Origin of the sequence: Sulfitobacter geojensis, from assembly GCF_000622325.1 — a bacterium.
Lineage (GTDB): Bacteria > Pseudomonadota > Alphaproteobacteria > Rhodobacterales > Rhodobacteraceae > Sulfitobacter > Sulfitobacter geojensis.
This window is the reverse complement of the sequence record NZ_JASE01000005.1, coordinates 565,196-585,397: the sequence shown is the minus strand read 5'-3', so window position 1 is coordinate 585,397 and position 20,202 is coordinate 565,196. Positions and strand designations below refer to the sequence as shown.

22 protein-coding genes are annotated in these 20,202 nt (G+C 59.2%); 14 read left to right on the top strand and 8 right to left on the bottom strand.

Going from position 1 to position 20,202, the window contains the following annotated elements:
* Nucleotides 1-29: 29 nt before the first annotated feature.
* Nucleotides 30-641, bottom strand: a complete 612-nt coding sequence (locus Z947_RS0104905) for an enoyl-CoA hydratase/isomerase family protein (protein WP_025043203.1) — start codon at nt 639-641, stop codon at nt 30-32.
* On the bottom strand, nt 638-1,387 hold the full coding sequence (locus Z947_RS0104900; RefSeq protein ID WP_025043202.1) for an SDR family oxidoreductase: 750 nt from the start codon (nt 1,385-1,387) through the stop codon (nt 638-640). The genes Z947_RS0104905 and Z947_RS0104900 overlap by 4 nt, the downstream gene beginning before the upstream one ends.
* Before the next feature lie 158 nt (nt 1,388-1,545).
* On the opposite strand from Z947_RS0104900, the gene Z947_RS0104895 reads away from it, so the two are divergent.
* The 6 genes from Z947_RS0104895 (at nt 1,546) to lpxK (ending at nt 7,857) form a co-directional block, all read left to right on the top strand.
* Nucleotides 1,546-3,078 carry a hypothetical protein gene (locus tag Z947_RS0104895; RefSeq protein WP_025043201.1) on the top strand — a complete coding sequence of 511 codons (1,533 nt, stop codon included), beginning with the start codon at nt 1,546-1,548 and terminating at the stop codon, nt 3,076-3,078.
* A gap of 134 nt (nt 3,079-3,212) precedes the next feature.
* Nucleotides 3,213-4,559, top strand: coding sequence for a TldD/PmbA family protein (locus Z947_RS0104890; RefSeq protein WP_025043200.1), 1,347 nt, complete (start codon nt 3,213-3,215; stop codon nt 4,557-4,559).
* Nucleotides 4,546-5,322: a 3'(2'),5'-bisphosphate nucleotidase CysQ gene (locus tag Z947_RS0104885; RefSeq protein ID WP_025043199.1), complete on the top strand. Its 777-nt coding sequence runs from the start codon at nt 4,546-4,548 to the stop codon at nt 5,320-5,322. The genes Z947_RS0104890 and Z947_RS0104885 overlap by 14 nt, the downstream gene beginning before the upstream one ends.
* Nucleotides 5,323-5,379: 57 nt before the next feature.
* Nucleotides 5,380-5,622 (top strand): DUF4170 domain-containing protein, encoded by a 243-nt coding sequence (locus Z947_RS0104880; RefSeq protein ID WP_025043198.1) that lies wholly within the window; start codon nt 5,380-5,382, stop codon nt 5,620-5,622.
* 7 nt (nt 5,623-5,629) lie between these two features.
* A complete protein-coding gene (locus Z947_RS0104875; protein ID WP_025043197.1) occupies nt 5,630-6,868 on the top strand; it encodes a 3-deoxy-D-manno-octulosonic acid transferase in 1,239 nt (412 codons plus the stop codon).
* Complete coding sequence (lpxK, locus tag Z947_RS0104870) at nt 6,865-7,857, top strand: tetraacyldisaccharide 4'-kinase (RefSeq protein WP_037938708.1); 993 nt, start codon at nt 6,865-6,867, stop codon at nt 7,855-7,857. Before Z947_RS0104875 ends, lpxK begins: the two co-directional genes overlap by 4 nt.
* A gap of 33 nt (nt 7,858-7,890) precedes the next feature.
* Here the strand turns inward: lpxK and Z947_RS0104865 are convergent, their stop codons facing one another.
* Genes Z947_RS0104865 through Z947_RS0104855 form a run of 3 tightly spaced genes read right to left on the bottom strand, consistent with a single transcriptional unit; the run spans nt 7,891 to nt 10,235 of the window.
* Nucleotides 7,891-9,006 (bottom strand): CaiB/BaiF CoA transferase family protein, encoded by a 1,116-nt coding sequence (locus Z947_RS0104865; protein WP_025043195.1) that lies wholly within the window; start codon nt 9,004-9,006, stop codon nt 7,891-7,893.
* Between the two features lie 8 nt (nt 9,007-9,014).
* Nucleotides 9,015-9,695, bottom strand: a complete 681-nt coding sequence (locus Z947_RS0104860) for a DsbA family protein (protein ID WP_025043194.1) — start codon at nt 9,693-9,695, stop codon at nt 9,015-9,017.
* Between the two features lie 33 nt (nt 9,696-9,728).
* Entirely contained in the window at nt 9,729-10,235 is a 507-nt protein-coding gene (locus tag Z947_RS0104855; RefSeq protein ID WP_025043193.1) for a DUF721 domain-containing protein, read from the bottom strand.
* 94 nt (nt 10,236-10,329) lie between these two features.
* On the opposite strand from Z947_RS0104855, the gene mutY reads away from it, so the two are divergent.
* The 3 genes from mutY to Z947_RS0104840 all read left to right on the top strand — a co-directional run bounded on the left by mutY (nt 10,330) and on the right by Z947_RS0104840 (nt 13,093).
* Nucleotides 10,330-11,379, top strand: coding sequence for an A/G-specific adenine glycosylase (mutY, locus tag Z947_RS0104850; protein ID WP_156026623.1), 1,050 nt, complete (start codon nt 10,330-10,332; stop codon nt 11,377-11,379).
* 76 nt (nt 11,380-11,455) lie between these two features.
* Nucleotides 11,456-12,607, top strand: coding sequence for an alkane 1-monooxygenase (locus tag Z947_RS0104845; protein ID WP_025043191.1), 1,152 nt, complete (start codon nt 11,456-11,458; stop codon nt 12,605-12,607).
* A 63-nt stretch (nt 12,608-12,670) separates the two neighbouring features.
* On the top strand, nt 12,671-13,093 hold the full coding sequence (locus tag Z947_RS0104840; protein WP_025043190.1) for a response regulator: 423 nt from the start codon (nt 12,671-12,673) through the stop codon (nt 13,091-13,093).
* A gap of 266 nt (nt 13,094-13,359) precedes the next feature.
* Here Z947_RS0104840 and Z947_RS0104835 read toward each other — a convergent pair whose 3' ends face one another.
* Nucleotides 13,360-14,460, bottom strand: coding sequence for a site-specific DNA-methyltransferase (locus Z947_RS0104835; protein ID WP_025043189.1), 1,101 nt, complete (start codon nt 14,458-14,460; stop codon nt 13,360-13,362).
* A gap of 117 nt (nt 14,461-14,577) precedes the next feature.
* Nucleotides 14,578-15,183, bottom strand: a complete 606-nt coding sequence (locus Z947_RS0104830) for a ribonuclease HII (RefSeq protein ID WP_025043188.1) — start codon at nt 15,181-15,183, stop codon at nt 14,578-14,580.
* 50 nt (nt 15,184-15,233) lie between these two features.
* On the opposite strand from Z947_RS0104830, the gene Z947_RS0104825 reads away from it, so the two are divergent.
* The 5 genes from Z947_RS0104825 (at nt 15,234) to Z947_RS0104805 (ending at nt 18,970) form a co-directional block, all read left to right on the top strand.
* Nucleotides 15,234-15,911, top strand: coding sequence for a hypothetical protein (locus tag Z947_RS0104825; protein WP_156026622.1), 678 nt, complete (start codon nt 15,234-15,236; stop codon nt 15,909-15,911).
* Nucleotides 15,912-15,993: 82 nt separating this feature from the next.
* Complete coding sequence (locus Z947_RS0104820; RefSeq protein ID WP_025043186.1) at nt 15,994-16,284, top strand: hypothetical protein; 291 nt, start codon at nt 15,994-15,996, stop codon at nt 16,282-16,284.
* Nucleotides 16,256-16,948 (top strand): winged helix-turn-helix domain-containing protein, encoded by a 693-nt coding sequence (locus Z947_RS0104815; RefSeq protein ID WP_025043185.1) that lies wholly within the window; start codon nt 16,256-16,258, stop codon nt 16,946-16,948. The genes Z947_RS0104820 and Z947_RS0104815 overlap by 29 nt, the downstream gene beginning before the upstream one ends.
* 71 nt (nt 16,949-17,019) lie before the next feature.
* Complete coding sequence (locus Z947_RS0104810; protein WP_025043184.1) at nt 17,020-17,793, top strand: aldolase/citrate lyase family protein; 774 nt, start codon at nt 17,020-17,022, stop codon at nt 17,791-17,793.
* A 1-nt stretch (nt 17,794) separates the two neighbouring features.
* Nucleotides 17,795-18,970 (top strand): MFS transporter, encoded by a 1,176-nt coding sequence (locus tag Z947_RS0104805; RefSeq protein ID WP_025043183.1) that lies wholly within the window; start codon nt 17,795-17,797, stop codon nt 18,968-18,970.
* Here Z947_RS0104805 and Z947_RS0104800 read toward each other — a convergent pair.
* Nucleotides 18,962-20,110 carry a DUF3095 domain-containing protein gene (locus Z947_RS0104800; protein WP_025043182.1) on the bottom strand — a complete coding sequence of 383 codons (1,149 nt, stop codon included), beginning with the start codon at nt 20,108-20,110 and terminating at the stop codon, nt 18,962-18,964. The two genes, Z947_RS0104805 and Z947_RS0104800, sit on opposite strands and share 9 nt — an antisense overlap.
* Nucleotides 20,111-20,202 lie beyond the last annotated feature (92 nt).

The window sequence follows — 20,202 nt, the reverse complement described above, 5'->3', positions numbered from 1 at the left end:
GCCTGCGACGTGCCTTTTGTGCCGCTGATCTAAAGGCTGCACATCCGTTTGATTTCTGCGGCAATGTCCGGTTTGGCTGCCACGGTCAGGGCGCAAAGATCGCCTGCGTGATCCAGCATCTCGCTGCCCTCAACGATCCGGTCGATCAGACCAAAGGCAAGCGCTTCGGTCGCGTCGATCTTTTGCCCGCCCATCAGGATCAGTTTGGTCCGCGACGGGCCGATCAACGCAGCCATGCGTTTGGGATCAGAAGGTTGCGGTAGGAAGCCCAGCTTCATCACCGGATAGAAAAACTTGGCCGTTGGCACCGCAATACGCAGATCACAGGCCAGCACCATGCCCATCGCGCCGCCCGCAAGCGTGCCGTTCAGTGCGGCAATGCTGAGCCCCGGCAAGGCGGCAATAGCCCCCGACAGGCGTTCCCAGACATCCGATGTCGCCAGCCCTGCAACCGCTTCCTCCAGATCCGCGCCCGCGCTGAACACCTTGCCCTGACCTGTCAAAATCACGGCGCGGGCGGTGCTGGCGCTTTCCATGATCTCGGCCAGTTCGGTCAACATGGCATGGGTCAGCGAATTGGCCTTGTCCGGCCGGTTGATCGTGACCGTCCAGATTTCCGCGTCTTTTTGCAGCTCGATCATGACAAACCAACCGCGCGGCGGATGCCTTCATCGCGCAGCGATATTTCCTCGCCCGCGTATTCATCCGCCTCGGCGCTACACATCCACAACAGGCATTTGGCGGGCCAGTCCGCAGGAATATGATCTTCCCACGCCAGTTTGCTGACCGGATTGATGCCCGACGCCTTGATCTCGCGCTGCATCTGCGTGGCAACCGTTCCGGGCGACAGGCCAATCGCGCGGATGCCATGCGCAGCTTCTTCCAGATGGACACATTTTGTCAGCATATGCACCGCCGCCTTGGAGGCGCAATAATGGCTCCACGCCTCGACAGCGCCATGCGCAGCACCGGATGAAATGGTCAGGATCGAACCACCGCCCTTGCCCTTCATCACCGGCAGTGCGGCACGCATTCCGTTGAACACACCCTTAAGATTGATGTCGATCACCTGCCCCCATGCGTCAGGGTCAGCCTCGGACAGATGCGAAACCGGTTCGATCACCCCCGCGTTGTTGATCAGCACGTCCAGACCGCCAAAGCGCTGCACCGTTGCTTCGACGGCGGCGGCCATGTCGGCATAGCTCGCAACGTCGCAAGGGATCGCGATGGCCGCCTCGCCAATTTCTGCGACCAGTTCGTTTAACGCCGCCTCTGACCGTGCCAGCAAGGCCACATTCGCACCCGCTTTGGCGAAAATCCGTGCGGCTTCGGCCCCGATCCCACGGCTTGCGCCGGTAATCATCACAGTCTTGTTTTGCATCTCCATGGTGCGGCATTCCCTCTGTGGCTTTTCGTGGTTTTTTGCATTTCCCTTGCCGCATGTGGTAATCTTCCGCCGATGATTGGTCCACCCCCGACCAGACGGCTTGACCTTGTCCGGCCTATGACAGACTTTGCGCAAACTTTGCCTAAAAGGAATTTCCCATGTCCCGTTTCACGCCGATTGCATTTGGCCTGGCCTTGCCGTTTTCCCTTGTTACACAAGCCGCTTGGGCTGATCTGACACCGCAGGACGTCTGGGGCGACTGGCGGTCCTATATGGAAGGTATGGGGTATGAAATCGCCGCGACCGAAACGGCGAAGGGCGACGACCTGACGGTCAGCGACATCACGTTCAGTTTCGCGCTGCCCGATACCGACGGGGCGCTGTCGATGGCGCTGGGAACGATAGATTTCAACCAGAACCGCGATGGCACCGTCGCGATTGTCCTGCCCGATAGCGTGCCGTTCACCATGTCCGGCACCGACAGCGCAGCGGGCGGCGCGCCCTTTACCATGACGATGAACTTCTCCCAGACCGGCCATGCCATCAAGGCCAGCGGCACTCCCGACGCGATGACCTATCTTTATACCGCGCAAAGCTTCGCGATGGACATGACCCGCATGATGGTGGGCGACAAGGAACTGACCGCTCAGGACGCACGGATCAACTTTGCCGGCACGAATCTCAGCAGCACAACAAGCATGACGATCGGTGACATGCGCGGCTATGACCAAAGCGGCAGTATCGACGACCTCAGCTTTGACGTGTTTGTTAAAGATTCCGAGAAAGAGAACGCGCAAGGCGCAATCAAAGGCACAATGGGCGGCATAACCTTTGCCGGGCAGGGTGAAATCCCGCTTGAGATCGCACAGGGTGCCGACATGGCCGCGATGATGGCCGGTGGTTTCGATGTGACGGGCAACTTGGGATACTCATCGGGCCGTTCCGAATTTGACATCAAGGACCCCGAGAATGGCAATTATGTGATGAACACCTCGTCAGCGGGCGGCGATTTCGCGTTCAAGATGGGCGCGGACGGGCTGGCCTATGACGTGGCTCAACGCGACCTTGCCGTGGCCGTCACGATGGAAATGATGCCTTTCCCCTTCGAAATCAAAATGGCCGAAACCGGCTTCAACCTTGCCACGCCCGTCAGCAAATCGGACGATCCGCAGGATTTCTCCTTGGGGCTGACACTCGGCGATTTCACCATGTCGGATATCATCTGGGGTATGTTTGACCCTGCGGCCACATTGCCGCGCGATCCGGCAACTGTTGTACTGGATTTGACGGGCAAGGTGAAATTGCTGGTCGACTGGATGAACCCTGACGCCGCGGCCCAGCTCACAGGATCGCCCGGCGAGGTAAAACAGCTTAACCTTGCGAAATTGCTGGTCGATGCCGTTGGTGCCAAGCTGGAAGGCACGGGCGACATCACCTTTGATGGTGCCGCAGGTGGCATGGTGCCCGGTGTCGGCAATCCTGTGGGGGATGTGAACATCGCGCTCGCGGGCGGCAATGCCTTGCTGGACAAACTGGTTGCGATGGGCCTGCTGCCGCAGGATCAAGCGATGGGTGCGCGTATGATGATGGGCTTGTTCGCCGTGCCCGGTGACGCGCCCGATACGCTGAAATCCAAGATCGAATTCACCCCCGAAGGACAAATCATGGCAAACGGCCAGCGCCTGCGCTAAGCGGCGCAAATGCCGTAAAACTTCGCATTAGATCTAAGGGCGCGGCATATGCTGCGCCCTTTATACATGCTTCCCTTGTCCTTTGAGGGGACGCAGGTTACCTCCTTACCCAACCCGAACCGGAGCTTTCGTTTATGTCACAGCCCTTGGATACGCTGACCAAATCGCTTTTGCAGGCCGCCACCAAAGCCGGTGCCGACAGCGCCGAGGCAAAGGCTGTTCAGGCGACATCGCTTTCTGTCGACGTGCGCGGTGGTGCCTTGGAACAGGCCGAACGTTCGGAAGGGATCGACATTGGTTTGCGGGTCTTTGTTGGCCAGCGGGCCGCCGTTGTGTCGGCCTCTGACATCTCCGCGCGCACGATCGATGAAATGGCCGTGCGGGCCGTTGCCATGGCGCGTGAAGCCCCCGAAGACCCTTACGCCGGCCTTGCTGCGCCTGATCAACTTGCTCAGTCGTGGGACATTGACGCGCTTGAACTTTACGACCCCACGCCCGAACCCTCGCCGGAAATGCTGCAAGAAGACGCAGCGCGTGCCGAAGCTGCGGCCCTTGCCATCAAGGGCGTGACGCAGGTGCAATCGGCCAGCGCCGGTTACGGGGCGCAAGAGGTATTCACCGCCATGACCAACGGTTTCGAAGGCGGGTATTCCCGCACCGACCGCGGGTTGTCCTGCGTTGCCATCGCGGGCACCGGCACGGGGATGGAACGCGATTATGACGGTGACGGGCGTATTTTCCAAAGCGACATGCGCAGCGCCGAAGACATCGGGCAATCCGCCGGCAACCGCGCGGTAGAACGACTGGACGCGCGCAAGCCCCCAACCGGGGCCTATCCGGTGTTGTTTGACGAACGCATTTCCTCCAGTCTGATCGGTCATCTGCTATCTGCGGTCAGTGGTGGCGCAGTGGCCCGTGGCGCGTCCTTCCTGCGGGACGCTATGGGGCAAGCCGTGTTGCCCGACCACCTGTCGCTCATTGAAGACCCCCATCGCCCGCGCACCAGCGGGTCGCGCCCCTTTGATGCCGAAGGACTAGCGACACGCAAACGGTTGATTGTAGAAAATGGCATTTTGCAAGGCTGGACGCTGGATCTGGCCAATGCGCGCAAGCTGGGGATGGACCCGACAGCAAACGCCGCGCGCAGCACCTCCTCCGGTCCCGGCCCGACAAATTGGAACGTGGCGCTGACGCAGGGCGAACAGACCCGCGCAGAACTGATCCGCGACATGGGCACCGGCCTGCTGGTCACGTCGATGATCGGATCGACCATCAATCCCAATACGGGCGATTATTCGCGCGGTGCGGCAGGTTTCTGGGTCGAAAATGGCGAAATCACCCATACGATTAACGAATGCACCATCGCCGGCAATCTGCGCGACATGTTGCGTGTGATGATCCCGGCCAATGACGCACGCACGCACCTCAGTCGGGTTGTGCCATCGCTACTGGTCGAAGGAATGACACTTGCCGGCGCATGATCTGCCCCTTTTGATCGACGCCGCCCGCATGGCGGGACGTGTGGCGACCAGCTTTACCGGTCCGACAGCACAACGCTGGGACAAGGCGGATGGCGCAGGCCCGGTAACCGAAGCCGATCTCGCCGTTAACGCGCAACTGCTGTCGACCCTGCGTCTGGCGCGGCCAGATTATGGCTGGCTGTCGGAGGAAACCGAAGACAACACCGACCGTTTGTCGCAGGACCGCGTGTTCATCGTTGACCCAATCGACGGCACCCGCAGTTTTGTCGAAGGCTCCAACACATGGGCGCATTCCATCGCCGTTGCCGAACACGGGGTGATCACAGCAGCGGTTGTTTACCTGCCGCTAAGGAACAAGCTTTATGCAGCGGCCAAAGGTCAGGGGGCGACCTGCAACGGGCTGCCGATTGCGGCCTCCGCGCAGACCGCCCTTGGTCAATCTACCGTGCTTGTCGCCAAGCCAGCCTTGCTGGGAGAACACTGGAAAACCAACAACCGCCCCGACTTCAAACACAGCTTCCGTCCCTCGTTGGCCTATCGCCTTGCGCTGGTCGGGGAAGGCCGGTTCGAAGCCATGATCACCCTGCGCCAAAGCTGGGAATGGGACATCGCTGCAGGCGCGCTGATCATCGGCGAAGCGGGGGGCGTGGCGCTTGACCGGACAGGTGCCGCATTGCAATTCAACAACGCCGATCCGCGCCTGAATGGCGTGGTGGCCGGGGGCACGCCGGCGTGCGCAGCCCTGATCGACGCACTTGCGTGACAACATTCATCTGGGTACGCAACTATAGCGCCTGCCCGTATCAACAAGGATTCTGACATGACCCAACGCTTGCACCTCGTCTTTGGCGGTGAACTGGTAAACCCCAGCGAAAACACATTCAAGAACGTCGATGACATCCATGTTGTCGGCATTTTCCCCAATTACGCCAGCGCCTTTGATGCCTGGAAGAACGAAGCGCAGCGGACGGTGGACAACGCACATATGCGTTATTTCATCGCGCACCTGCACCGCCTTCGCGACGAAGAAGCCGCCGCGTCTTCGACCGAAGAACTGGGCTAACCTTATTATGGCGCGGTCGTCACTGGGGCTGACGGCGTACCGTGCGTTGTCACGGCGCGCGCCCGAACCGCCCAAAGTCGCCCCCCCGCGCCTGCGGCCCGAGGGCGAACTGGTGTGGATACATGCGGGCGAGCCGAACAATCTGCTTGCGGTGCAGGATTTTGCCCTGCGCCTGATCAACGCCCGCGCGGGCCTGCATGTTCTGATTACGCTGCCGGAACTGGAAACTGTGCAGCGCCCCGCACCCGTCCGCCCCGACAACACCTTGATCCAGATCGCAGCCCCCGGTGAACACCCCGACGCCGTCCGCGCCTTTCTGGACCATTGGCGGCCGGACAGTTGCATCTGGGTCTGGGGCGGTTTGCGGCCGAACCTTGTACTTGACGCGGCCGAGCGCAACGTCCCCCTGTTCTTGATCGACGCAGACACGCGCGGCTTTGATGCCCGTCGGGATCGGTGGTTACCCGCATTGACGCGACGGGTACTGTCGAAATTTGCCGCCGTCTTTGCGCGCTCTGCGGTTGATCACAAACGGTTAAATAATCTGGATGTCCCTGCCAAAAAGCTTGGCCAGATTGGACCGCTCCTTGCCGGTGGGCAAGTTTTGCCTTGCGTGGAAAGTGACCTGACCGATCTGTCTGCGGCCATGGGTGGGCGTCCTGCGTGGTTTGCAGCCGGCGTTTCGGACAAGGAAATCGGGATCGTGCTGGGGGCACATAAACAGGCGCTGCGGCTTTCGCACCGCTTGTTGTTGATCCTGCAACCCGAAGACCCGGCCAAGGCCGCCACGGTCCTGCACCAAGCGGCCAGCCGCAACATCACGACGGCGCAATGGGACGACGGCCAGTTCCCGGATGACACCACACAATTGCTGGTTTCGGCAGACGCCGGTGAGCGCGGGCTGTTCTTTCGGTTGGCACCTGTGTCCTTTCTGGGCGGCACTTTGGTGCAGGGAAACCACAGCTGCGATCCGCTCGAGGCGGCGTCGTTGGGTTCCGCGATCCTGTATGGCCCGCGCTTGCGCCAGTTCATGCCTTCCTATTCCCGCCTCGCGGCTGCGGGCGCGGCACGTATCGTCAATGACGTGAATGCCTTGGGCACCGCCGTGTCACGGCTGATCGCACCGGATCAGGCGGCCGCGATGGCGCATGCCGGTTGGGATGTGATCAGCCAAGGGGCGGAGCTGACGGACCGCATCATCGACCTTGTGCAAGACACACTGGACAAGGAGTTGAGCCGCACATGATCCGCCCCCCCGCCTTTTGGCACCTGCCCGAACCGGATTGGCGCGCGGCGCTGTTGCGCCCGTTGGGTGCCCTATATGCACATGCTACCGCGCGGCGACTGGCGCGGGGCGCACCCCAGCGGATGTCGGTACCGGTAATCTGCATCGGCAACATCAATGCGGGGGGCACGGGCAAGACCCCGACGGTCATGGCCGTGGTCGACCATCTGCGCGGGCTGTTTCACGAACCGCATATCGTGTCGCGGGGTTATGGCGGCACCTTGGAAGGACCCGTGCGGGTCGATCCGGCACGCCACAAGGCCGCCGATGTGGGCGATGAACCGCTGCTACTTGCTGCCTTTGCCGAAGTCTGGGTCGCCAAGGACCGCGCAGCAGGGGCCAAAGCAGCGCAGGCGGCCGGTGCCAGCGTGATCGTATTGGATGACGGGTTTCAGAACCCCGCGTTGGCCTATGATATTTCGGTGGTTGTGGTTGATGCGGCCAAAGGGTTCGGCAACGGATTGTGCCTGCCCGCGGGCCCGCTACGCGAACCGGCCAGCGTGGGATTGGCCCGCGCCGACATTGTGCTGTCCATCGGTGATGAGGGCGCGCAAAATGCATTCGCTGACACAGATCTACCCGAGGGATTGCCGCATGTGCAGGCCAAATTGGTACCGCTGCAAACCGGTATGGACTGGACAGACAGCACCGTGTTGGCCTTTGCGGGCATCGGCCACCCCGAAAAATTTTTTGGGACCCTGCGCGAATTGGGCGCAAAGATTGTGCATGCCGAGGGGTTGGATGATCACCAGCCGCTGACCACCGCGCTCATGACACGTCTGGAAGCCGATGCCGCCGCTCGCGGTGCGCAGCTTGTCACGACCGAAAAAGATGCCGTGCGCCTGCCGGCCAGTTTCCGCAGCAAGGTCATCACCTTGCCGGTGCGTCTTGAACTGGCCGACAGCAACGCGCTCTTTGATGCTTTGGCAGGGCTACCCAAACCGGCGTAGCCCGGAAACTTTCAAAGAAAACGCCCCCTTGCCTCAGTTGTCCTCGCCCAGTTTCGGGGCGGGGCGGTGCAGCGCCAGTTCCGCATCGGAAAAACGGAACGGCGAGCGCAAACCCGGTACGCCGTCCAGTTCAATCTGCATGCCGCGTGCCACCACTTGCGGATCGGCCATCACATCATCAAGGTTGTTGATCGGCCCCGCAGGCACGTTATGCGCCTCGCAGGCCGCCAGCAGATCGTCGCGGGTACGCTGTGATGTTGCCCCCTCAATCCGACGGTTCATTTCCGGTCTGTTCGCCACGCGATCCGCGTTTTTGGCGTATTCGGGGGCCGTTGCCATGTCATCCAGCCCCAGCAAACGACATAGCCGCTGATACTGTCCGTCATTTCCGGTGGCGATGATGATATGCCCGTCCGATGTCTCGAACACTTCGTAAGGTGTGAGGTTGGGATGCGCGTTGCCCATGCGGGTCGGCGCGACGCCGGTGGTCAGGTAATTCATTGCCTGATTGCCCATAATCGCCACCGCGCAATCCAGCAGCGCCATGTCGATATGCTGCCCGCGCCCCGTTTGATTGCGCTGGTGCACAGCCGCCAGAATCGCAGTGGTCGCATAGATGCCGGTAAAGACATCCGTGATTGCCATACCGGATTTCTGCGGTTGGCGATCGGGTTCACCGGTAATCGACATCAGACCCGACATGCCCTGAATGATGAAATCATACCCCGCGCGGTGGGCATAGGGCCCGGTGTGGCCAAACCCCGTGATGGAACAATAGATGAGCTTGGGGAATTCTTCGCGCAGGCTGTCGTAATCCAACCCGTATTTGGCGAGACCACCGGTTTTGAAATTCTCGATCACGATGTCCGCATCGCGCAGCAGGTCCTTCAGCTGCGCTTGTCCTTCGTCGGTGCGAAAATCAATAGTTACGCTGGCTTTGCCGCGGTTTGTCGAGTGGAAATAGGACGCCGAAACATCCTCGTCCCGTGTGACAAAGGGCGGTCCCCACTGGCGTGTATCATCGCCAGCGGGGCTTTCTACTTTGATGACCTCACAGCCGAGATCGGACAGGGTTTGCCCCGCCCATGGGCCGGCCAGAACACGCGCCATCTCGACGACTTTTAAACCAGCAAGCGGGCCCGCGTTCATCGTGCTCATCAGCTTTCCAGTTCTGCTTCGATCAGGGCTTTCATGTCGCCGTAGGCCATGTTCGACTGCTTGGTGCCATTGATCAGAAAGCTGGGCGTTGATGTGATGTCATCGCGGTTCTTGTTTTCCTCGAACCATGCGACCAGTGTCTGTGCTTTGTCGGCGTCTTGCAGGCAGGCTTCGATCGTTTCGTTGTCCATGCCGGCCAAACGCGCAATCTTGCGCAACTCATTCACAATCGCCGCCGGTTCACCAGCGCGGGCCCAGTTGGACTGGCCCTTATAGATCAAGTCGGTGATGCCAAAGAATTTCTCCTGACCGCCGCAGCGCGCGATCATCGACGCCCACAGCCCCGGACGGTCGAAATACACTTCGCGGTAGATGAATTTGATCTTTCCCGTGTCGATAAAATCAGCCTTGAGCTGTTTGAAAGGGCCACTGTGGAACGCCGCACAATGGGGACAGGTGAAAGAGGCATATTCAACAACTGTCACTTCGGCATCCGGATTGCCAAGCACCATGTCGCTGATGCCGGAGGTGTCAAAATCACCCGACGAGGTCTGCGCATTGGCGGCACCGGGCAGATTGGTCAAATCAGTCGCATTACGCCCGCCCATGTTGCTGGTCAGCGCCCAGCCCCCAAGGCCAAGCAGGGCAAAACCACCAAGTATCATATTTCTGCGTTGCATCATGTCGTTCCTTTATTGGCCTTCGCTGCTTTTTCAGCGGTTTGTCTTGTTCAATATGTTCTCGCCCAGACGTGCAAGAGCATCGCGCAACCCATCATCCGAAACCGGTTGTGCCGCCGCTGCTGCCAATTGACGCAAGGCCGGATCAGCCGCAGGTTTCGCCTCCGGTTTCTTGTGGTCAAATGCGACCTTGCCGTCGGCAAAACCGGTTGCTGCCGTTTGGGTAATGCGCACGCGGGCAATGGCGTTATAGCCGTAAACCGCGTTTACCTTGGCGCGCAGCTGTTCCTTTTGCATCTCGAGCATCGGCGCATTTGCCCCGTTGGTCAGCAAGGTCAGCGTCGCGCCCATGCCGCCACGGCTGTACCCGATCTCGACCGGTCGGGCGATGGCGGCAATATCCTGTCCTGCGATTTCATTCCATTGGGTCAACAGCCGGGACTGCGCAAAACCACGCGTTTCGGACGCACGCCGGATCTGTCCCGACAGCAAGCTGTCGGTGCGTTTGAACCCTTTTGTACTCGTGCGCCGTGGCGGCATGGTAATGTTCCCTTTGGGTGCTATCTATACAATAGTCTCTCAGCCCTCCAGCACCAACCAATGCAAGCGACGGAAGCCATAAATATTGCGTGATATGCCTGATACCGACGCCCTGCCCCGTGTTTTACTTGATTGGTACGACGTGCACGCCCGCGATATGCCATGGCGCGTGGGGCCGGGGCAGCGCAAGGCGGGGGTTTCCCCCGATCCTTACCGAATCTGGATGAGCGAAATCATGCTGCAACAGACCACTGTTGTGACCGTGCGCGACTATTTCCAACGGTTTGTCGCGCGCTGGCCCACGGTGCGGGATCTGGCGGCAGCGCAGGATGCGGATGTGATGGGGGAATGGGCCGGTCTTGGCTATTATGCGCGCGCGCGCAACCTGCTGAAATGTGCCCGCGCGGTGGTGGACGAACACAATGGCGTGTTTCCTGCGGATCACGCGGCCTTGCTGAAACTGCCTGGCATCGGGCCCTATACGGCGGCGGCAGTATCGTCGATTGCCTTTGATCTGCGCCATACGGTGCTGGACGGCAATGTCGAACGGGTGATGGCGCGTCTTTACGACATTCACATCCCTTTGCCCGCAGCCAAACCGGAACTGATGGCGCGCGCGGATGCCCTAACGCCGTCCGACAGGCCCGGCGATTATGCACAAGCGGTGATGGATCTGGGCGCGACGATCTGTTCGCCAAAATCACCCGCCTGCGGCATTTGCCCTTGGCGCGATCCCTGTGCCGCACGGGCGGCAGGAACCCAAGGCGAACTGCCGAAAAAGACGCCAAAGAAGCCCAAACCAGTGCGCCACGGCACCGTTTATCTGGCCCAGCGCGCTGATGGTGCGTGGTTATTGGAAACACGGCCCGAGAAAGGGCTGCTGGGCGGGATGCTAGGCTGGCCCGGTTCGCCGTGGGTGGACACCAGCGAACCCTTGCCGCACGGCACCCCACCACTTGATACGGATTGGCAGACCCTTGCGGGCGAGGTGCGCCATACCTTTACGCATTTCCATCTGATCCTGACAGTAAAACACGCGATGGTGCCACAAGATACCGCCGGTGACTTTGTCACACCCGACCAGTTCCGTCCATCTGACTTACCGACTGTTATGCGAAAAGCGTTCGATTTGTCGCAGAGCTGACCGAATGTCGCCACTTTGAACCCCTAGCAATCTGCGGTATACGCAGGTCACCGTGCGCCTTCAAAGGTCATTGCCCATGACAAACCAATACCCCGACATTCCCCGCAACGAAATGCGGCGCCTGTCGCGGGCCTTGCCGTTCTGGATGTCGCTCGGGTTGATCCCGCTGGCATGGTTCTGTGCATTTTTCGGCGGCTGGACCATCGCCTTGCTGCCATTGGTCACGTGGTTTCTGTTTTCTCTATTGGACGCGGTGCTGGGGCTGAACCTTGATAACGCCGATCTTGAAGCAACCGACGACGATCTTTACTGGTATCGACTGATCACACTGATCTGGGTGCCCGCTCAATTCCTCACGGTATTCGGCCTGATCTGGTATGTGCCGCAGGCCGATCATCTGGGGGTGTTCGAACGGGTTGCGTTGTTCTTTGGTGTGGGCGTGATCACAGGTACCATCGGTATTAACTATAGCCATGAATTGATGCACCAGAAGAACCGGCTTGAACGTTTTCTGGCAGATGTGTTGCTGGCGATGGTGCTTTATTCGCACTTCCGCTCCGAACATCTGCTGGTGCATCACCGCTATGTCGCCACACCGCGCGATCCGGTGACGGCGCGCTATAACGAAGGTTTCCACCGGTTTTATCCCCGCGTGCTGCGCCAGTCGTTTCATTCTGCCTTCAAGGCCGAGGCCGATATGCTGGCCCGCAAACACCTACCCTGGCACGATTTTGGCAACCCTTTCTGGAAATACTGGGGCCTGCAAACCGGCTTTCTCGCCCTTGCGGTGCTGCTTGGCGGTTGGGCTGGCGTGTTGTTGTTTCTGCTGCAGGCGGGTGTTGCGATCTGGCAGCTTGAGCTGGTCAACTACATCGAACACTACGGGCTGACCCGCAAACATCTAGGCGGGGGTAAATATGAACACGTCAAACCACATCATTCGTGGAACGCCGCACATAAGGCGTCGAACTGGCTGTTGATCAACCTGCAACGCCATTCGGATCACCACTATAAACCCGACCGCCGTTTTCCGGTGTTGCAAAACTATGATGCGGATGAGGCGCCGCAACTGCCCTTTGGCTATCCCGTCATGACGATGGCCGCGATGATCCCCCCGCTGTGGCGGCGCATCATGAACCCACGTGTGCGCCAATGGCGCCGTATGTATTACCCCGAGATTTCCGATTGGGGCGCATACAACGCGCGCCAGACACCGATGCCGCGCTGACGCTCATCTAATCTTAATGCTTCCGTGGCACCCCTTATTCAACATCTTGAAAGGGGTCCTGTCATGCAATCGAACATTACGCAGCTCTCAAAGTACCGACTCCACCAAACCTGTCTCATCATTGAAGACAGCGAATTCGACCGCCGAAAACTTACTCGGGTTATGAACAAGTCACGCCATCCGTTCCATATCGAGGTGGCTGCAACATTGAAATCAGCGCGGCGCGCGATGGAAAAAGGGCCGGTGTCTTTAATCCTGCTCGACAACAACCTGCCTGACGGGTTGGGGGCCGACTTTGCGCTGGAGCTGGCCCATGACCCGAATTTTGCGGAGATTCCGGTGATCATCGTCAGTGACTGGCCTTCGCCCTTTATGTGGGAAAAGGCATCCACTGCCGGCGTGGCTTATGTGTTGAGCAAAACAGAATTCGACGGCCGTTATGTTCATGCGGTGCTGGAGGGGAAAAAGGAAAAACTGCTGAATTAAAGGTGGACTTTAGGGGTCAACAACAGTGCTGAACGGCCCCCGCGCGACCTGCCCTTTCCCCAGTCAGAACAAAAAAAGGCCCCGCCACAAGGGCGGGGCTAAGGTGAGTGCCATTCTAGGCAACCTTCATGAGGAAGGCCGCAGGCACCGGCGGTGTTCTAAAGTGTTTCCGGTTTTCCCATGACCAAGTCATCCTTGGCGGGCCCGTGCGGCCAAACAGGCCGACAAGACAGGTTTTGCATAACGCTTACCGGAAACGACAATTCTCAGTTGGCCATTTCGGCCCGTATCTGCTGGCGCAGAAGGTCAATCGGCACACGTTTGCCGTCCTTCTTGAAACACCAGTAGGTCCATCCGTTGCAGCTTGGCGCTTTTTCATAAGCGGCACCAACCTGATGGATTGATCCTTTGACGTCAGAACCGATCAGCGTGCCGTCTGCACGGACCTTCGCTTTGTGACGCCCGTTCAGGGAATACAGCTCTTCGCCCGGACGCAGCATGCCCCGTTCCACAAGCTGGCCAAAGGGCACACGTGGCTCTGCGCGTTTCGATGTCGTGGTTTGCAGCGCTTCGCGGTCAAACTTGCGCACCTTGCTCAGACGTTTCAACGCAACCTTGCGATAAGCTTCTTCGCGTTCGATCCCGATGAAATCACGGCCCAACATTTTCGCGACAGCACCGGTGGTGCCCGTGCCAAAGAACGGATCAAGGATCACATCGCCGGGATTGGATGAGCCGACCAGAATGCGGTGCAGCAAGCTTTCGGGCTTTTGCGTCGGATGCGCTTTCTCGCCCTCTTCATTCTTCAACCGTTCGTGGCCGGTGCAGATCGGCAGCACCCAATCGCTGCGCATCTGGATACCTTCGTTGAGGGCTTTCAACGCCTCATAGTTAAAGGTGTATTTGGAATTCTCGTCCTTACCGGCCCAGATCATTGTCTCATGGGCATTGGTAAAGCGCTTGCCGCGAAAGTTCGGCATCGGGTTGGACTTGCGCCAGACCACATCGTTCAGGATCCAGAAACCGGCATCTTGCAGCGCAGCACCCACACGGAAGATGTTGTGATAGCTGCCAATAACCCAGATCGCGCCATTGGGTTTCAACAGGCGACGGGCCGCTTTCAACCACGCGCGGGTAAATTCATCATAGACCTTAAAGCTGGCAAACTGGTCCCATTCATCGTCAACCGCGTCTACCTTGGAATTGTCGGGGCGCATCAGATCGCCACGCAATTGCAGGTTATAAGGCGGGTCCGCAAAGATCAGGTCAACCGACTCTGCCGGAAGCGCATTCATCGCCTCGATACAGTCGCCATCAAGGATCGTGTTCAATGGAAGCACCGCGGTGCTTTTTTCAATCGTCTTCATCAATTTTCTGCCTCTGGTCCCCGGCACATTTTGTGCTCGTTTGTTGAGATCAGGATGAGTCAAAGACGATTCGCGGTCAATTTGTTTTTTGAATCAAAAGGTTAAGAAAATTGGTTGCTACAACATCTTGTGTATGGGTTTGAACGAACGTCTATGGTGTGGGGTTACCCCAAGTTCTTGAAGCGCCTCTATGTGTCTTTTTGATCCATATCCCATGTTCGTTTCCCACCCATAACCAGGGTGCTGTTGCGCAAGGGACAACATGACACAATCTCGACAAATTTTAGCCATAATTGAGGCAGCCGAAATGCTTTGCGAACGGCTGTCGCCCTTGATGATTGTCTGCGCCGGCAGAACCAGATCGCGGGGCAGCATGTTGCCATCGACCAGAACATAGTCCGCTGGCGTTTTAAGCCCCTCAAGCGCGCGCATCATCGCCAGATGGCTGGCCCGCAGAATATTGATCCCGTCAATTTCCTCGACCGTCGCATGGGCGATGCTAACCTCGGCCACTTCCATGATTTCGTCATAAAGACGTTCGCGGGCCTTTTTGGTCAGCTTCTTTGAATCGTTCAGACCTTCGGGAATATGCGCGGGGTCCAATATCACCGCGGCCGCCGTCACCGGCCCCGCCAAAGGGCCACGGCCCACTTCATCCACACCGGCAATGCGGGTGTAACCTTGCGCCATTGCGGCGCGCTCAAATTCAAAATCGGGTTTCATGGTTCTTCAAGACCTCAAACCCGTCAAAGGCTCAATACAAAAAAGGGAGGATGCCCGAACATCCTCCCCAGTCTTCCGGGCAAAGGGACACCCACCCGGATCAAGGCGCGATGTTATCCTCGCGCCAAACGGTATCCGTGCTGGCGCAAACACCGCGCCTCATATCCGCGCCGTTCACCGCGCCCGGTATTAAAGGTATAATTGCACTGGCTCGGCAGGCGGTGGGCAAAGCGATAATTACGCTGCAAGCACCGGCTGGCGAACATGCGCACATGACCCCGGTGGGTTTTGACCTGACGCAAACACTGCTGTGGCAGGTTCTTGCGGCTCACACGATCTGGCAGCGGGCGCGGTTTTGGCTGGTCATAGCGCGGCGGCTGGTAGGCCGGCTGGCGCTGCACCGGTTTTTTATGGACCGGCTTTTTATAGACGGGTGCGCGGTGGACCGGTTTATGCTGGTGATGGCTGGCCTGCTTTTTCTTGTCATTTCTGTCGTGGATAATCTTGCCCACAACAGCCAACCCCAAAAGCGCGGCAACCGCATTCACGGTTTGGCGGTCACCGGCTACAGCCGGAAGCGCACCAAGGGTTGTCAGCGCAATCGACGCAGCCGTAACAGTGGCGATAAACTTGCGGTACATATCTGTGATCCTCTCTGTTGCGCGGTGCAGGACAGCCCGCGCTTTGATGGGATCACTTTCGGCCGGGGCAAGTCAGACAGGCAATAACAGCGCCCCGCTATCAGATAACAGCTGGCTCAACAGCGGCTGGATATTGAATATCACCGTACAAAAGCCCAAGGATGTTGACATGAAACACCTAAACCTTCCCCTCGCCTTCGGGCTTTTGATCGGCCTTGCCCTGCCCGCGCATGCGGCGGGGTGTTATGCCGATTACAAAGCCAAAAAGGACGACCCCTTGCGCCTGCATTATGGTGTTGCGCAAATTAACGGGGCCTGTGATGCCAGATCAGCCGCCGCTGAACTGGCCCCGCGTCTTGCCGCACAGGGCTGGACGTTGCTGCATGTCGTTTCCACTTTCGGGGACGAAGGACTTGACCAAAGGAAAGACAGTGCCGGACAAAACTACCTCCGCTTCTGATGTGCGCCGTTTTGTCGGAATCGGCATTGCCGCGATTGTCGCTTTGCTGGTCGTCGGGGCGCTTGTGCTTTTCTGGACCTTGCCTGACGCAAACCTGTTCAACGCACAGGTCGAACGCATTTTTGTCGAAAACGACGATCTGACCAGTGGGGCAACGATCAAGCTGCTGGAGATCCTTGCGCAATCGGGCACGGCATTTTCCGACACGCTGGCCAGTTACCGGATGGTGATCTTTGTGCTCTTGGTATTTGCCGCTGCAATGCTGATCGCCGCATTGGTCTTTCTAATCATGCTGATCGGGTTCAACCGCCGCATGGCCCAGATCGAACGCGCCGGTATTCAGGTGAATTCCCTGTTGATCAGCCGCGAGGAAAACACCGTTTACCTGAACAACCTTGGTTTCAAACTGACCGATGCCGCGATGGAAACCATGTCCGTTCTAGCGGAGGCGCGGATGGATAATGATGTGATGTCAGGGTCCGAGATCGAAGGCGTCATATCGGGCCGGCTTGCCGCTGATTGTGACGAAGCGGCAGGCGCGACGCGGATCAAACGCTTGCGCGACACGTTAGGCAACCAGATCGTCAGCGAATTGCTGGTCAAAAATATCGCCCGACGCGGGTATATGTTGGCGATCGACAAGGACGTGATCAAGGTGATCTGACGCGGCACCTCTGGTCATTCTGCCCCGCGCAGGTCTAGGGTGCGCGAAAACCCCTGACCAAGGATCCCCCCATGCCCGCCCCAGTGAACACTTTTAAAAAGGCCCTTTCCGAAGGGGAAACCGTTTTCGGCTGCTGGGTCGGCCTTGCCGATACGCTCAGCACCGAGCTGATGGGCACAGCGGGTTTCGACTGGTTGGTGATTGACGGCGAACACGGGCCGAACGATTTGCGCAGCATTCTGGCACAGTTGCAGGTCTTAGCGGCCTCCGACAGCCATCCGGTTGTGCGCGTGCCGGTTGGCGAAACCTATATGTTGAAACAGATGCTGGACGCCGGTGCGCAAACCGTGTTGGTGCCAATGGTCGAAAGTGCGGATCAGGCCCGCCAGTTGGTGCGCGACGTGACCTATCCGCCGCATGGGGATCGCGGTGTCGGTTACGCCCTCAGCCGTGCTGCGCGGTTCTCGCAGATCGCCGATTACGGTACCACGGCAGATGCGCAAATCTGTCTACTGGTGCAGGTCGAAAACCGCAAAGGGCTGGCCTCGTTGGATGATATCCTTGCGGTTGACGGCATTGACGGTGTGTTCATCGGCCCGGCCGATCTGGCCGCCGACATGGGGCATATGGGCGACAGCCTTCACCCCGATGTGCAGGCCGCAATCATGGACGCGCTAAGCCGTATCCGCGCCGCGGGCAAAGCACCCGGCATCCTCTCGACCCATGATCCGATGACCGAAGCGGCCATTGCCGCCGGTGCGCAATTTGTGGCCGTGGGGGCGGATGTTCTTTTGCTCAGCCATGCCGCCCAAACGCTTAGCGCCCGTTGGAAAGACCCCAGATAACATGAGTGTTGGAATTTTTCTGTTGGGGCTGGCCTATGTGCTCAGCCAGTTCTTTCGTGCTTTCCTTGCAGTACTGTCGGAAATCCTTGAGCGCGATCTGGGGGCCATGCCTGACGATCTGGCTTTCGCTTCGGGTCTATGGTTCCTGACCTTCGCCGCCTGTCAGATCCCCATCGGAGCGGCGCTTGACAGCATTGGCCCGCGTCGCACCGCGGGTTGGCTGTTGCTGGTCGGCGGTGCGGGCGGCGCAGCAGTTTTCGCACTGGCGACGGCACCGATACATATCACCATCGCCATGGCCCTGATCGGGGTCGGCTGCGCACCTGTGCTGATGGCCTCCTACTATATCTTCGCCCGCGAATACCCTCCCGCGACCTTTGCCATTCTCGCCTCCGTCATGGTCGGTGCGGGCAGTCTGGGCAATCTGGTCGCCGCCTATCCGATGGCACTGGCGGCTGAAATCATGGGTTGGCGCAGCGCCCTTTGGGGCTTGGCAGGATTGTCAGCTTTGGTCGCGTTCGGCACATTGGCTTGGGTCAAGGATCCGCCGCGCGTCACCGACGGCATCAAGGGATCAATGTCCGAACTGCTGCGCATCCGTGCGCTTTGGCCGATTTGCCTGTTAATCGGGGTCAGCTATGCCTTTCCCGGTGCGGTGCGCGGTCTTTGGATCGGGCCTTATCTCGCAGATGTGTTCAATACAGACACGACCAGTATCGGGCAGGCCAGTTTGCTTATGGGGCTCGCCATGGTGCTGGGGGCACTGGCGTACGGCTTTGCGGACAAACTCAGCAGGTCGCGTAAATGGATGATCGCGGCCGGTACCGCGCTGACCATGGCGGCAGGTGCTGGGCTGGTTGTATCGCCGTCGGGCAATTACACCGCCAGTGTTTTCCTGATGTGCGCCATCGGCTTTTTCGGGGCCACCTATCCGGTGCTTATGGCCCACGGCCGCAGCTTTCTGCCCAGTCATCTGATCGGGCGGGGCGTGACCTTGCTGAACCTGTTCAGCATCGGTGGCGTCGGGGTGGCGCAGTTCTTGTCAGGCCGCGTCTACCGCGCATCGCTGCCCGGCGACACAGCGGCAGCACCCTATACCGCCGTCTTCACCCTGTTCCTGATCGCCCTGACGCTGGGATGTGCCGCCTATCTGTTCAGTCAGGACAAATCAGACTGACTGTCCCTTCATACGCGCGGCGGCCAGCGTATAGCCGCCCGCTCCCCCGTCGATGAAGTGCACGTGGTCATCCGTCATGATCGACGGCACGATACAGGTCATCATCGCCTCGTCCTGCGTCGCCGTGCCATAGTCGATATAGCCTTTTGCCTTGGCGGCGCTCAGCACTTCCTCGATCTGCGCCTGCGTGGCCGGATCACAATCCAGCGTCATCTTCAGCCCGTCATCACGTTTGCGAAAATCCGCGTTCTCTCCGACCACGCGGGCATACCGTCGCGCATCAAACCCGCCGACTTTTAGTCCTGTGCGGATCAACAGCCATGCCACGAAGGATTCAAACAGAACCTTGCGCCGCGCCTTCCCGATTGCGCCACCGCCACGGGTCGCATGCGCCTCAAGCGTGGCCCCTTTCGGGGGCCATCCCGTGCCCGGACCAGTGGCCGGTGCAGGGTGCCCGCCGCGATCCAACCCTTTGGCAAGGCTGACAATTTTGTCATAAACCCGGGTGATCACGCTGTCGTCAGTGCCCGCAACAGGGGCCACGAGGATCGACAGAATCGTACCATTGCGCGCCGGCATTGCTGACCATCGACAAGAAAGCCCCGTCAAATCGGGCAAATCACCCTGTGCTGCGGGGGGGATCGCGTAATGGCCGGCCTTCATTTCCGCCTCGGCCCAATTCATGCCGCCGCCATCAAACATCGCATAATCGACACCATCCGACACCTGAAACCGCGCCACCCGCACATCCTGCGCCGCCGCGCGTACATCTGCGACAGGCACCAAAGCCACCCGCATTTCGATGCCGAATTCTGCCTGCGCCCAGTTGGCCACGCGCGCCAATGCATCGCGCGCAACACTTTCGCTCTGGGGCGGGACCGCAAATCCTGCCCCGTCTCCACCGAAAACAAAAGGAAACGCGGCACCGTCAAGGGCATTCATCATCGCGGAAATTACCGCCGCACCCACCATATTGACGGTCTTGTACTGCCCCCCCTGCACCAGACCTGTCGAATTGACGATGTCAGAAACACCCACGAACCAGTCCTGCGGCAGCGGCGTAAACCTGTCGGTTTGCGTCAGCTGGTCAAACTCCCTGACACGCGCCAATTGATCGTAAAATCTGTCACTTTGGGTCATGCGATCTGCCTTGTTGACTGGTGCCTGCTTATCACGTGGTGCCAATCACAAGCCAGCCCGCAACGCAGGGGTCTTTCCACGGATCGGCAAGC